Source organism: Spiroplasma sabaudiense Ar-1343 (assembly GCF_000565215.1).
GTDB lineage: Bacteria > Bacillota_I > Bacilli_A > Mycoplasmatales > Mycoplasmataceae > Spiroplasma_B > Spiroplasma_B sabaudiense.
This window is the reverse complement of record NZ_CP006934.1, coordinates 923,914-938,054: the sequence shown is the minus strand read 5'-3', so window position 1 is coordinate 938,054 and position 14,141 is coordinate 923,914. Positions and strand designations below refer to the sequence as shown.

14 protein-coding genes are annotated in these 14,141 nt (G+C 31.3%); all 14 read left to right on the top strand.

Translation table 4 applies throughout. The annotated features are described in order from the left end of the window. Positions 1-313 precede the first annotated feature (313 nt). The 14 genes from mnmG to rpmE all read left to right on the top strand — a co-directional run bounded on the left by mnmG (position 314) and on the right by rpmE (position 14,062). A complete protein-coding gene (mnmG, locus tag SSABA_RS04340; RefSeq protein ID WP_025251368.1) occupies positions 314-2,194 on the top strand; it encodes a tRNA uridine-5-carboxymethylaminomethyl(34) synthesis enzyme MnmG in 1,881 nt (626 codons plus the stop codon). A gap of 15 nt (positions 2,195-2,209) precedes the next feature. Continuing rightward, entirely contained in the window at positions 2,210-3,637 is a 1,428-nt protein-coding gene (locus SSABA_RS04335) for an APC family permease (protein ID WP_025251367.1), read from the top strand. A 66-nt stretch (positions 3,638-3,703) separates the two neighbouring features. Beyond that, positions 3,704-4,414, top strand: coding sequence for a 16S rRNA (guanine(527)-N(7))-methyltransferase RsmG (gene rsmG / locus SSABA_RS04330; RefSeq protein ID WP_025251366.1), 711 nt, complete (start codon positions 3,704-3,706; stop codon positions 4,412-4,414). 38 nt (positions 4,415-4,452) lie between these two features. Continuing rightward, complete coding sequence (locus SSABA_RS04325) at positions 4,453-5,223, top strand: ParA family protein (protein ID WP_025251365.1); 771 nt, start codon at positions 4,453-4,455, stop codon at positions 5,221-5,223. Beyond that, the gene (locus SSABA_RS04320) at positions 5,213-6,088 is read left to right on the top strand and encodes a ParB/RepB/Spo0J family partition protein (protein WP_025251364.1); all 876 of its coding nucleotides are present in this window, start codon (positions 5,213-5,215) and stop codon (positions 6,086-6,088) included. The genes SSABA_RS04325 and SSABA_RS04320 overlap by 11 nt, the downstream gene beginning before the upstream one ends. Beyond that, a complete protein-coding gene (locus SSABA_RS04315; RefSeq protein ID WP_025251363.1) occupies positions 6,078-6,263 on the top strand; it encodes a DUF951 domain-containing protein in 186 nt (61 codons plus the stop codon). The genes SSABA_RS04320 and SSABA_RS04315 overlap by 11 nt, the downstream gene beginning before the upstream one ends. A 1-nt stretch (position 6,264) precedes the next feature. Further along, positions 6,265-7,362: a redox-regulated ATPase YchF gene (ychF, locus tag SSABA_RS04310; RefSeq protein ID WP_025251362.1), complete on the top strand. Its 1,098-nt coding sequence runs from the start codon at positions 6,265-6,267 to the stop codon at positions 7,360-7,362. Between the two features lie 80 nt (positions 7,363-7,442). Beyond that, entirely contained in the window at positions 7,443-7,907 is a 465-nt protein-coding gene (gene ispF, locus SSABA_RS04305; protein WP_025251361.1) for a 2-C-methyl-D-erythritol 2,4-cyclodiphosphate synthase, read from the top strand. A gap of 1 nt (position 7,908) precedes the next feature. Next, the gene (gltX, locus tag SSABA_RS04300; RefSeq protein ID WP_025251360.1) at positions 7,909-9,354 is read left to right on the top strand and encodes a glutamate--tRNA ligase; all 1,446 of its coding nucleotides are present in this window, start codon (positions 7,909-7,911) and stop codon (positions 9,352-9,354) included. 16 nt (positions 9,355-9,370) lie between these two features. Beyond that, the gene (locus tag SSABA_RS04295; RefSeq protein WP_025251359.1) at positions 9,371-10,573 is read left to right on the top strand and encodes an HD domain-containing protein; all 1,203 of its coding nucleotides are present in this window, start codon (positions 9,371-9,373) and stop codon (positions 10,571-10,573) included. 26 nt (positions 10,574-10,599) lie between these two features. Next, complete coding sequence (rpoE, locus tag SSABA_RS04290) at positions 10,600-11,055, top strand: DNA-directed RNA polymerase subunit delta (protein WP_084655776.1); 456 nt, start codon at positions 10,600-10,602, stop codon at positions 11,053-11,055. 53 nt (positions 11,056-11,108) lie between these two features. Then, positions 11,109-12,698 (top strand): CTP synthase, encoded by a 1,590-nt coding sequence (locus tag SSABA_RS04285; RefSeq protein WP_025251358.1) that lies wholly within the window; start codon positions 11,109-11,111, stop codon positions 12,696-12,698. A gap of 58 nt (positions 12,699-12,756) precedes the next feature. Continuing rightward, the gene (fba, locus tag SSABA_RS04280) at positions 12,757-13,647 is read left to right on the top strand and encodes a class II fructose-1,6-bisphosphate aldolase (protein WP_025251357.1); all 891 of its coding nucleotides are present in this window, start codon (positions 12,757-12,759) and stop codon (positions 13,645-13,647) included. Between the two features lie 118 nt (positions 13,648-13,765). After that, positions 13,766-14,062, top strand: coding sequence for a 50S ribosomal protein L31 (rpmE, locus tag SSABA_RS04275; RefSeq protein WP_025251356.1), 297 nt, complete (start codon positions 13,766-13,768; stop codon positions 14,060-14,062). Positions 14,063-14,141 lie beyond the last annotated feature (79 nt).

The following is a 14,141-nucleotide window of genomic DNA, read 5'->3' as shown; positions in this document are numbered from 1 at the left end:
AATCTTACTAAAAAGTTTACCGATTTACCGATTTAACTTAGATAGTAAAATTCTAAGCAACAACATATCTAGACAAAGCAATTTCTAAAAATCAAAATTCTTAATTTAAATTTTTAAATAGTTTTAAAATAAAAAAATAGCCGCATCACAATTTCTTAAAATTATGTTTGAAAAAAAGCTCACTTTTAATTCTAAATTAGATTAATTTAATCAATTATTTTAAGTTTTTATTTTAAACAAGTAAGTAAAAAATCAATTATAATAATTAAAGTTAATTGGATGTCAAAGATGTGATTGACCAAAGGAGAATTTTATGGAAAAAAACAAATTTGACGTCATTGTAATTGGTGCTGGCCATGCTGGAGTTGAAGCTTCATTGGCTTGCGCGCGATTAGGCAAAAACACTGCTCTTTTTAATTTGTACGATAATAAAATTGCAGCAATGCCTTGTAATCCATCAATTGGTGGTCCAGCGAAAGGTATAGTTGTAAGAGAAATTGATGCACTTGGTGGAGAAATGGGAAAAGCCGCTGATGCAACTGCTTTGCAAATGAAACTATTAAATTCTAGTCGCGGACCAGGAGTTTGAGCTCTAAGAGCCCAATCAGATAAAATCGAATACTCTAAATACATGGAAAAAACTATTAAATCCCAAAAAAACCTAACTCTTGTCGCTAAAGTTGTTAAGGAATTTATTGTGAATAATAATGAAGTTTTGGGAGTAATCTTAGAAGATGGAACAAAAATTAGTAGTCAAGCCGTTATTTTAACCACAGGAACTTATTTAGGGAGCGAAATTTTACGTGGGCAAGAAAATTATAAATCTGGACCTAATGATGAATTGACCACAACTGGAATCAGTAAAGCTTTAAAAAAAATGGGGATTAATTTGCTGCGTTTTAAAACCGGTACCCCTCCAAGAGTAATAAAAAGTTCAATTAATTTAGAAAAACTAGCTATTGAGCCAGGAACAGATTTACCATTGGCTTTCAGCAGTAGTACTACAGACTTCAAACCAATACAAAAACAAGAGGTTTGTTACCTTATTCACTCAACTCAGAAAACTAAAAAAATTATTGAAGATAACCTTGCCTTATCTGCGATGTACTCAGGAGAGGTTCGAGGAGTCGGCCCAAGATATTGCCCCAGTTTTGAAGATAAAGTTGTTCGCTTTTCAGATAAAATCGAACATCAAATTTTTTTAGAACCAGAATCAATTTCCCTAGATACTTTTTATGTTCAAGGATTTTCAACTTCAATGCCAATTGAGATTCAAGAAAAAATGTTGAAAAGTCTTCCAGGATTTGAAAAAGTAGTTGTTGATAAATGAGCTTATGCAATTGAATATGATTGTATTGACCCAATGCAATTAAATTTGAGTCTTGAACTAAAAAAAATCAAAAATCTTTTTACTGCGGGTCAGATTAATGGAACAAGTGGCTATGAAGAAGCCGCCGGCCAAGGTTTAATTGCAGGAATTAATGCTGTAAGAAAAATAAATCAACTTCCACCGCTGATATTGGGTCGTGATGAAGCCTATATTGGGGTGATGATCGATGATTTAGTCAATAAGGGAACAATTGAACCATACCGACTATTAACTAGTCGTGCGGAACGTCGACTGCTTTTAAGAAACGATAATGCCGAAACTAGACTCTGCAAATATGGTTATGAAATTGGTTTAATTAATGAGAAGGATTGACAAAAATTTCTTGATAATCAATTCCAAATCAAGCAAGCAACGAAAGCATTAAAAGAAACAAGGTTCAGCCCCAAGTCACAACTAGCGGATGAATTGAAGAATGAAAGTCAGGCAAATTTAACAAATGGTCAAAGTGGTTATGAAATTTTAAAACAACCAAATGTAAAAATTGAAACTTTGGTAAAATATATTAAAGAGTTAGAAAATCTAACCTTAAACCAGTTACAAAGTATTGTCATCAATTGTCGTTTTGAAGGTTATGTAAAAAAAGAGCAAGAAGTTGCTGAAAGATTAAAAAAACTTAATAAAAAAATGATACCAGATGATATCAACTACGAATTAGTTGAAAATTTAGCAATAGAGGCAAAGCAAAAGTTAACAAAAGTTCGACCAACATCGATTGGTCAAGCTTCAAGAATATCTGGGGTTAACCCAGCAGATATTCAAATGCTGTTATTTTATTTAAAAAAACACTATGCATTAAAAAAATAGGAAATAGGAGGTCTTATGTCAAATCTAACTCAACAGCAAAAATCTAATAAGGTTAAAAATAAAATTTTTGAGTTTATGACCTTATTTAGTTTAGTTTTTGGGCTAATGGTTGGCTCGGGGATTTATTTAAAGAACCGTCTTGAACCTGGTGGGGTCTTGGGAGAAGCTGGAGGCAATCCTTATATCGCAATTATTATGTGATTGGTGATAGGAATAGTTTCAACTTTAATGATTTTGGTTTTCGTTGAAGCGGCCTCGGCAACAAAAAAACAAGGACATTCAACAATTCAAACATGAGGTTCAATTTTTTTGGGTCGTCGTGTTGGTTCCTTTTATGCCATTTTTTTTATAATGTTTTATGTGCCAATCCTAACAGGAATTGGTGGACTCTTTGCCGTTAAAACAATTTTTGATGCTGCAGACAGTTTGTGAGGCAGTGATTGGACCACAACTCAGGTAAAACTAATTTCCCAAGCGGTGATTTCAATAACAATAATAATTGGATTTATTTTATTAAACTTGTTTTCCACAAAACCCGGTCATTTAATTCAAACAATATTCACATTTTTTAAATTTGTCCCGCTGACAGTTGTATTGGTTGGGGGATTTATTGTTAATTTTTCTGGGGGTACGAATGCTTTTGAAAATAGTAGTGGAGATTGAAAAATCCAATATATGTTCTTAACAATGGCACCAATTTTATTTTCTTTTGATGGATTTATTTTTGCCGCAGCTCTTCAAAAAGATGTTGAACACAAGGAAGTTGTTGCTCCGGGATTATTTTTTGGTGTACTTGGGGTTTCATTATTTTATGTTTTAATTTCAGTTGCAATCTTTTTTGGTAGTTCTGATGGTAATGTCTTTACTTTGTTTGATAACCTTTTTGAAAAAGCTCCGGGATGATCATTTTTCTTTAAGAGTGTTGTCGCTTGTACTGTTATGACAATTGTTAATGGTTATAGTATTGTTGGTCCAAAAGGTGTTCAAGCCAGTGTTGAAGATAAACTATTGTATAGCAAAAAATCTAGTCATATTTCACACAAAAGAGCAGCTTTAATTCAAGGAGTTACAACAGTAACGATAGTCATTATTTTGATGATATCCTCAATTTTAATAAACAATGATTTAATAACAACAATTGATTTTATATCAAATACTGTTACGGTAATCGCATTTACAATTTATTTAACGATAATGGTTGGAGTTTTAATAAATCGCAAAACCAATAAAGTCAAAGTTGAAAAAATAAAGGGAGTCTTTTGGTACGCTCTTTTCCCGTTAGCATTTTTGAGCTTTTCAATGGCCTATATTTATTACGATTTATTTAGTAAATTTTCAAGTCCTGAAACAATGTTCTATCCAATATTTTTTATTACTTCAGTTATTTTTATGCTAATTTTATGAATGATTAACGAAAAGTTAATGGCTAAAAAGAAAGGCTAAAACTCTCAAAATTTGAGAGTTTTTATTTTTGCTTTAAAACCACTATAATTTTGTTAAAATAAACTTATGAAAAAATTTGAAAACTGAGAAATATTTGAAGATATCGCGACAATCAAAATAACCAAAACTATTAAAGAACAGTTAGAAATTTATTTTGAATTTTTAAATTCAGAAAATGAAAAATACAATTTAACAACAATCACAAATTTAGATGAAGTTTATCGAAAGCATTTTTTTGACTCTTTGACATTTTGTTCAAAATTAGAACTTAACAATCAAAAATTGTGTGACTTAGGAACTGGAGCTGGTTTTCCAGGGGTTGTTATTAAAATTTTCTTTCCAGACGTGGAAGTGCATTTAGTTGAGAGTAATAATAAAAAAATCAGCTTTTTAAATCAGCTTATTTCAAAGCTAAATCTCAAAGAAATTTACACTCACTCACAAAGAGCAGAAATTTTTGCAATTTCTAAAAAAGAGCAATTTGATATTGTAATTTCAAGAGCTGTTAGTGAATTGAACATCTTGCTTGAGTTAGGAGCGCAGTTATTAAAAATAAATGGCTATTTTGTTTGTTTAAAAGGGCCAAAAATTGATTGAGAATTGCAAAATTTGAATAATCAAAATTATAAATTAGGTTTGGAACTAAGAGATCGTCAAAATTTAGACGATAAAATCATTGGTGTTCGAGTAAACTTATTTTATCAAAAACTTAGAAAAACCCCCGAAATTTATCCTCGACAATATGCCCAAATTAAAAAGAAACCATTAGGAAAATAAGATATAATTAATAGGATGTATAAGAGAGGGTAAAATTAATGGGAAAAATTATTTCAGTTGCAAATCAAAAAGGTGGGGTTGGAAAAACTACAACCTCAATCAGTCTTGCATGTGGCTTAGCCTTAAATTCAAAAAAGGTATTATTAGTTGACTTGGATCCTCAATTTAACGCCTCAACAGGAATCGGAATTGATATTGATAATGCAACTAAAAGTATGTACAATGTTTTAATTGGACAAGAAGTATTAGCAGATATTATTATTAAAAATGTCAAACCTGGTGTTGATTTGGCACCAAGCTCAATTGATTTAGCAGCAGCAGATCTTTACCTGTTGGAACAAAAAGAAAATAATCAAAATATTTTAAAAAAACAATTAGAAACTGTTAAAAATAATTATGATTTTATTATAATAGATTGTCCTCCGAGTTTGGGGCTAATCAATCGTAATGGTCTAACAAGTAGTGATTCGGTTTTGATTCCAATTCAAGCTGAACACTACGCAATGCACGGTGTTGCGCAGTTATTACGCACAATAAAAAAAGTTAAGGAAACTTTAAATCCTAGACTAACGATTGAGGGAGTTTTAGTAACAATGTTTGATTCAAGAACAAGGTTGGCCCACGATATATTAGAGGAGGTTCGTAAAACTTTTGATACCAAGGTTTATAGTTCGTATATTCCAAGAAATATAAGAATTTCAGAATCGTCTTTAGAAGGAAAATCAATATTTGAACATGACCCTAAAGGACCAGGGGCTATTGCATACGGTGACTTTGTTAGAGAGGTAATTGAACAAAATGGCAAATAAAAAATACAAATTTAAAGGTCTTGATGAGATTTTTGGAGAAAGTGTCAGCGATTTAGTAAGCAACATTGAAGGGGAAAAAACAAAAGATTTTCCCAAAACAAAAGTTTTATTAGATAGTTTGCGAGTAAATCCCTTTCAACCTCGCCGAATTTTTAATGATTCTGAAATCAACGAATTAGCTGACTCTATTAAAATCCACGGAATAATTCAGCCAATTATTGTTCGAAAATTAAATGATGATTTTGAAATAATTGCTGGTGAAAGACGAAGTCGTGCTGCCAAAATTGCTGGATTAGTAGAGGTTCCGGTTGTAATTTTAGACATTGACGATAAACAAATGCAAGAGTTTGCAATTATCGAAAATATTCAAAGAGTCGATCTTTTAGATATCGAAGAGGCAATTGCCTATAAAAAATTATCAGAGGACTTAGGTTTAAAACAAGAAGAAATTGCATCAAGAGTTGGAAAATCACGAAGTCATATTGCAAATATGATGAGATTGTTAAATCTTCCACAATATGTTCAAGATGCCTTAATGGCAAATGGAATCACAATGGGTCAGGCAAAACCGCTGCTGGCGATTCTAAGTCAAGAAGAAAAATTAAAAAATATTTTTGAAGAAATTTTGGCAAAAAATTTAACAGCTCGCGAGGTTGAAGCGCTTGTTAAAAGAACAACAGGTTCACTACTTGAAAATCAAACTAAAAAACCTAAAAACGTTCATTTGGAATTTGTTGAGCGTAATGCAATGCGAAAACTTGGAACTAAAGTCACTGTTGCAGACAATAAAATAATTATTCGCTATGAAGGTGATAAAGACTTAAATCGAGTTTTAGAAATTTTGGGGTTGAACAATGAAAATTAATATTTCTGATATTGTTACACTAAAAAAACCGCATCCAAGCAAAACTGAAAAATGAGAAGTGATTCGTGTTGGGGTAATTTATAAATTAAAAAGTCTTTCTGTTGAAAATTTAATAATAGAACTAAAACCTAAAATTTTAGAGAAAAGTATAAAAACAATAGAGAGTAGGGAATAGGATGAGTTTAAAAGTTGGAATTGTTGGTTTACCAAATGTTGGGAAGTCAACCCTTTTTAATGCTATAACTAATTCAAAAGTTGAAGCTGCCAATTATCCATTCGCAACAATTCAGCCTAACTTTGGAATCGTTGGTGTTCCAGATCAACGTTTAGAAAAAATGGCTCAAATAATGAATAGTAAAAAAATTGTGCCAACCACAATTGAATTTGTTGACATTGCAGGTTTAATTGCTGGAGCAAGCAAAGGCGAAGGTTTAGGTAACGCTTTTTTGGCAAATATTCGTGAAACCGATTTAATTTGCGAAGTTGTAAGATGTTTTGATGATAAAAACATAACTCATGTTGAAGGTAACGTAGATCCGATTCGAGATATCGAAATAATCAACCTGGAACTTATATTAGCTGACGAGGCAACTGTCAAAAAACGTTTAGAAAGAATTGAAGGAAAAGCCAAAAGCAGTAAAGATAAAGATATGCTAGCAGAAGTTGACGTTTTAATTCGACTAAAAGAATGTTTAAGTGAAGGAAAACTGCTAAACACTTTGGAACTAAATGATGATGACTCAAAAATATTAAAATCATTTCAGCTTCTTACAACTAAAAAATTTGTTTATGTTGCCAATGTAAGCGAAGGTGAAATCAAAACTGATAATGATTATGTGAAAAAAGTTAGAGATTTTGCACAAGCTAATAACGCAGAGGTTGTTAAAATTTGTGCCCAAGTAGAAGAAGAATTATCAGAACTTGAAAGTGAAGAAAAATTAGCATTTCTCAATGATTTGGGAGTTGAGCAATCTGGACTTGATACCCTAATTAAAGTTGCTTATTTAACTCTTGATTTACAAACTTTCTTTACTGTTGGGCCCCAAGAAGCCCATGCGTGGCAATTTCCAAAGGGTGCCACAGCTCCACAAGCCGCTGGAATAATTCACACTGATTTTGAAAAGGGTTTTATTAAAGCTGACGTTTATAATTGTGAAGATTTAATAAATTTAGGATCTGAACAAAATGTTAAAAATGCTGGTAAAATGCGTTTAGAAGGAAAAACTTATATCTTAAATGATGGTGATGTATGTTTCTTTAAATTTAATAATTAATCCACACTAGTGGATTTTTACTATTTCGGGTTTTGTTTTTGAAATTAAGTCGTTATAATTAATTAAAAGAAGAGGTTAATATGTATCGAATTGGACAGTCACAAGATATTCATAATTTAGTAAAAGGTAATGGATTGACCTTGGGTCAAGTTTATATTCCATGTGATTTTCAAGTTGTTGCTATAAGCGACGGGGATGTTTTAATTCATTCAATCGGAGAGGCTATAATTGGGTCTTTGGGATTGGGTGACTTAGGAGAACATTTTTTAGAAGACGAACAAGAGCCAGGGTTCTCATCACAAAAAATTATAAAATATTGCTTAATGCTTTTGAAACAATATCATTTTAAAATTGTAAACATTGACACTTTAATAATTATTGACAATCCGAATTTGAAACTATATAAAAAAGAAATTAAGAAAAAACTGGCTAACATTTTAGAAATTTCAATTGATCAAATAAACATCAAAGCAACAACAACGGAAAAAAATTTTAGCAACATAATTCAATCGCAAGCAATTGTTTTATTACAAAAGGAGAATTAGAATGAAAAATATTAGATTAAGATACGCCCCTAGTCCAACTGGATTTTTGCATATTGGAAATACCCGTACTGCTTTAATGAACTATTTGTTTGCTAAGCACTATGATGGGTCATTTATTGTAAGAATCGAAGATACAGATTTGGAGAGAAATGTTGAAGGAGCAATTGAATCTCAGTTTGAAAATATGAATTGATTGGGAATAATTCCTGATGAAAGTTTTTTAAAACCAAAATCAGAATTTGGAAAATATAAACAATCTGAAAAGTTCGAGCGATATGAAAAAATTGCCAATGATTTAATAAAAGAAAAATTAGCTTACAAATGTTTTTGTACAACAGAAGAGTTAGAGGCAAATCGCGAACTCCAGATAAGCAAGGGAATTCCAGCGCCAAAATATAATAAAAAATGTTTAAATCTTTCAGATTCAGAAATTAAAAATTTAGAAAAGCAAAATTTAAAACCAAACATTCGTTTTTTAGTTCCAGAAAACCGCGATTATAAAACAATTGATTTAGTAAGGAATGAAGTCGTTTTTAATTCAAAAGAAATCGGGGACTTTGTTATTTTGAAGTCAAATAAAATAGCAACTTATAATTTTGCTGTTGTAATTGATGATATTGATATGAAAATAACTCATGTTGTTCGAGGAGAAGAACATATTTCAAACACCCCAAGACAACTGATGATTTATGAAGCACTAAAAGAAACTCCGCCAACTTTTTGTCATCTGACTTTAATAGTTGATGAAACTCATAAAAAATTATCTAAACGCAGTGGCAATGAAATGTTTTTTATTTCTCAATACAAATCTCAAGGATATCTTCCAGAAGCTTTATTCAACTATATTGGGTTGTTGGGTTGATCACCATCAGGGGAGGAAGAAATTTTTTCAAAAGAAGAGTTCATTAAAATTTTTGATGAAAAAAGGTTTTCTAAATCTCCTAGTACCTTTGATGTCAATAAATTGAAATGAATCAATTCTCAATATATGAAAAAAATGCCAGATTTAGACTACACAATTTTTATAAAAGATTTTGTAGATCAAAGCAAATTCGATTTTAAAAAGTATTCAGAACATGATTTTAATCAAATTTTACTACTTTTTAAAAAAGAAATAGGTTTTGGAGTTGAAATTAATGAACATTTGCAATTGTTTTTCAATCCAAACTCGATCATTGATGAAAAATCAAAATTAACACTAAAAGAATTTTCAACAATCAACGTTTTGAAAAAACATGTTACGTCTGAATTGGAAAAAATTGAAGACTGGACCGAGGATAACATTAAAATGGTTATTAAAAATACAGGTTTAGCTTTAAATTTAAAGGGTAAGGATTTATTTATGCCAATAAGAATACTAACAACCTGTTTTGAACATGGACCAGAACTAGCAAAAACTATTTTGCTTCTTGGTCGTGAACAAGTTATTAAGAACATAAATCTTTAAAGGTGGTTAAATAATTATGGATAGTATAAGCAAATTTATTCGAGATAGTGTTCACGGTGATATTCAAATAAAAGAAAAAGTAATCTTTGATTTAATTAACACTCCTGAGTACCAACGCCTTAGAAGAATTACCCAATTGGGCGGAGGTCAGTTTGTCTTCCCCTCGGCTACGCACACAAGGTTTAGCCATGGTTTGGGGGTTTACCATTTAATAGGAAAGTTTTTAGAAAACTCAGACTTTCAAAAAATTAACAAGACTGAACAAATTGAAGTTTTAATTGCCGGACTTTTGCATGATATAGGTCATGGTCCGTTTTCCCACTCGTTTGAGGGTGTTTCAAAAAAAAGTCACGAAGAATACTCAACAGAAATTATAAATGGTCAAACCCAAATTAATGAAGTTTTGAGAAAATATAAAATAAATCCCATCGCAGTAGGGGAAATAATTTTGGGAAAACATAAAAATAAAATTTTAAATTCTTTGGTCAGTAGCCAACTTGATGCGGACCGTTTGGACTATCTTATCAGAGACAGTTATCACTGTGGCGTAAATTATTCAAAATTGGATATTGATTGAATAATTCGTCACGCCTCGATCAAGGACGACAAAATTTATTATCCACAGAAAACAGTTTATGCAATTGAATCATATTTACTTGGTCGCTATCATATGTATCAACAAGTGTATCGTCATCATGTTTCAATAAGTTTTGATGTAATTTTACAAAAATGGTTTTTACGAATTAAAGACCTTTTCAACAATAAGTTTGAATTTAAAAATCCCAAAATCACTGAACGTTTAAAGCCTTTATTAATGGGCAACCACTTCAGTGTTGCTGAATACTTAAAAATTGATGATGCTTGCATTTTAGAAATGATTAACGACTCACAAGATGAAAAAGATGATATATTAAAGGAATTAAGCAATCGAATTATTAACCGTAATTTCTTTGGGGTATTTAACGATTTGGAATACTCTAGCGTACATAAAAAAATAGAAAAAGACAAACTTAGAAAGACCTACTTTTTTGAAGAAAAAGAATTAAAACCAGTTTCTTTGTATAAGGAAACTCCAAGTGATTCAAAAGATGAAGTTATTTATATAAAAAGTAGTAATAATGAAATTATTGGACTAAATCAGGTTTCAGAATTTGCAAAAATGCTTTCAGAAGTTAAATTAAATTCACAAATTCTTTATATTTTTCCAAAAATAATGTAAAATATTGATTGTTAGAGGTGTAAAAAATGGCTATAAAATTATCAAATATTGAGATGGCATTTGACTTTCTTAAAAATAGCAAGGAAAGTGCGACTTTTGAAGAAATTTGAAACAGTATTGCCAACGAAATTCACGGTGGAAATGAGAAAAAAAACCAAATTATTGCTGAACTATATACTGATTTAGTTTTGGATAATCGTTTTGCCCTAACCTCGGATGGTCAATGGGGCTTAAGAGATCATTTAAAATTCGATGATGTTAAAAAACAATACGACTATGTTGACAAGTTTGAAACAACTGAGGAATTTGAAGATATTGACTCTTATCTCGAAACAGATATTTATGAAACAGATGATTTGAAAGTTCATAATTTAAATACAATTCATGATTTAGATATTGATGATGATGACGACGATGACGAAGACGACGATGAAGACGACGATTCGACTGACGAAGACATATTTGATGACATTGATGACTAATTGAAATAGTCGTAATTTTTTACGACTATTTTATTTTTTATAAAGGAGAAACTATGACTAAATATATATTTGTAACCGGTGGTGTTGTTTCTGGTCTTGGTAAGGGGATAACAGGAAGTTCACTGGGAGTATTACTAAAAAATAGTGGTTTGAAAGTTTTTATGCAAAAATTTGACCCTTATTTAAATGTTGATCCAGGAACAATGAGTCCTTATCAACACGGCGAAGTTTATGTTACCGAAGATGGTGCAGAAACAGATTTAGACCTTGGTCACTATGAGCGTTTTATTGATGAAAACTTGACACGCAATTCTAGTGTCACTTCAGGACGAATTTACTTATCTGTATTAGAGGCTGAAAGACGAGGAGATTGAGATGGTAAAACTGTCCAAGTTATTCCCCATATTACTGATGAAATTAAAAAGAAAGTTTATGCTGCTAAAAACAGTGGGGCTGACGTTGTTATTACCGAAATTGGTGGAACTGTTGGAGATATTGAATCTCAACCTTTTATTGAAAGCATCCGTCAAATAAGAATGGAACTTGGTCGAGAAAATGTTTTATTTATCCACGTTCCTTTACTACCATATTTAAAGGTAAGTAATGAATATAAAACAAAACCTGTTCAACACTCTGTCAAGGAAATGCTGAGTTTGGGGATTCAACCCGATATAATTGTGCCTCGTTCAGAATCAGACATTCCAAAAGAAGTTCGAGATAAAATTTCTTTATTTTGTAACATTCCCTTAGAAAATGTTATTGTCGCCCCTGATGAAACTTCTATTTACCATGTTCCAATTACTTTGTATAATCAAAACCTTCACAGAATTGTAGCTAAACAATTAGGGCTACAGTTAAAGCCAACTAAAATAGAGCCTTGAAAAGACTTTTTAAAAAAACTAGAAAGTTCTCAAAAAGAATTACAATTATATATTGTGGGAAAATATGTTGAGCTTAAAGATGCTTATTTATCTGTTGTGGAATCGTTACAAATTGCTGGTTTTGAAAATGGTTACAAAGTAAAAATTGAATGAATTCAAGCGGGAAATTTAAACGATAGCAATTATGAACAAATACTCAAAAATGCAAAAGGAATTTTAGTTCCCGGTGGTTTTGGTCAGCGAGGAATTCGTGGTAAAATTTTGGCTGCTAAATTTGCTCGTGAAAACAACATTCCTTATTTGGGTATTTGTTTAGGAATGCAAATTGCTGCAATTGAATTTGCTCAAAATGTTTTAAAAATTAAGAATGCTAATTCAACGGAGTTTGATCCAACCACATCAAATCCAATAATTGACATAATTAAAGGAAAAGATACAGAAAATCTTGGCGGTACTTTGAGACTTGGTCTATATCAGACAAAGTTAAAATCAAATACTTTGGCTCATAAACTATATGCCTCAGACTTTGCTTATGAACGCCACCGCCACAGATATGAGTTCAATAACAATTATCGCGAGCAATTTCAAAATGCGGGGATGATTTTCTCGGGAGAATATTTAGAGAAAAATCTTATTGAAATTATTGAAATTCCAAGCCACAAATTTTTTATAGCAGCTCAATATCACCCGGAATTTACCTCAAGACCAAATAAACCCAACCCTTTATTTAATGGTTTTATAAAAGCAATAATTCAGCAATAATTATTTTATTTTGTAGCAAAAAAGTTTATAATAAAAATGATGAGAAAAGAGGAAAATAATGTCAAAAATTTATCACAAACGATTAGTTAACGCTGATTCAATGGTTAAAGAAGCTCATAAAAATAAATATGCAATTGGGCATTTCAATATTAATAACTTGGAATGAACAAAAGCTATTTTAAGTGCAGCTCAAGAAACCAAAACACCAACTATTATTGCAACTTCAGAGGGGGCAATGAAATATATGGGAGGACCAGGAACTGTTGTTGGTCTTGTTAATGGTCTATTAGAGGAATTAAATATTACTGTTCCAGTAGCGCTACATTTAGATCACGGACAATCAGTTGAAATGGCTAAAAAATGTATTTTAGCTGGTTACTCATCAGTTATGTTTGATGGAAGTCACTTCCCATACGAAGAAAATTTAGCAAAAACCAAAGAAGTAATTGATTTTGCTAAAAAATACGAAGTTTCAGTTGAGGCTGAAATTGGTTCAATTGGTGGAGAAGAAGACGGAGTTATCGGAAAAGGTGAATTGGGAGATCCAAAACAAGCAGGAGAAATGGCTAAAACAGGTATTTCAATGCTTGCTGCTGGTATCGGTAACATTCATGGTAAATATCCAGAGTGATGAACAACTTTATCTTTTGAAACCTTAGAAGAATTGCAAGCGGCCGCAAAAATGCCAATGGTACTTCACGGTGGTAGTGGGATTCCTCAAGATCAAGTTAAAAAAGCCATCTCATTGGGAATTTCAAAAATTAATGTAAATACAGAATTACAATTAGCATTTAGAGATGCAACTCGTAAATACATTGAAGAAAAAAAAGACTTAGATGACGCTGGAAAAGGATTTGATCCACGTAAATTATTGGCCCCAGGATACAAAGCTCTAGTTGATACTTTCAAAGAATTAACTGGATGATTTGGAAGTCAAGGAAAAGCTTAATATCAATATCACCATTTTAAAAAAAACATTTTTACACAAAAAAATGTGTTTTTTATGTAAAAAAGTGATAATATTATTTTTGGTACAATGTTATAAACATAGTTAAGGAGTGTAAACTATGCCAAGAAAAGAAATTCATCCAAAATATTTTGATACTAAATTTATTTGTACAACTTGTAGTAACGAATTTGTTGGTGGTTCAACAAAAGGAGAAGAAATCAGATTAGATACTTGTTCTAATTGTCACCCTTTCTACACTGGAAACCAACAATACAGTAATGCCGCAGGTCGTATTGAGAGATTTAACACTAAGTTTGTCAAAAAAGAGGAAACAGCTAAAAAAGCTGCACTGGATTCAGAAGCTCAAAAAGCAGCAAATGCAAAAACTAAAAAAGCAACTAAACCAGAAGCTTAATTTTAAAGGACCTATTGCAGGTCCTTTCTTTTATTTATAAAAATCTTTGTAAAGTCGTTATAATATAGTAAGGGTGTAA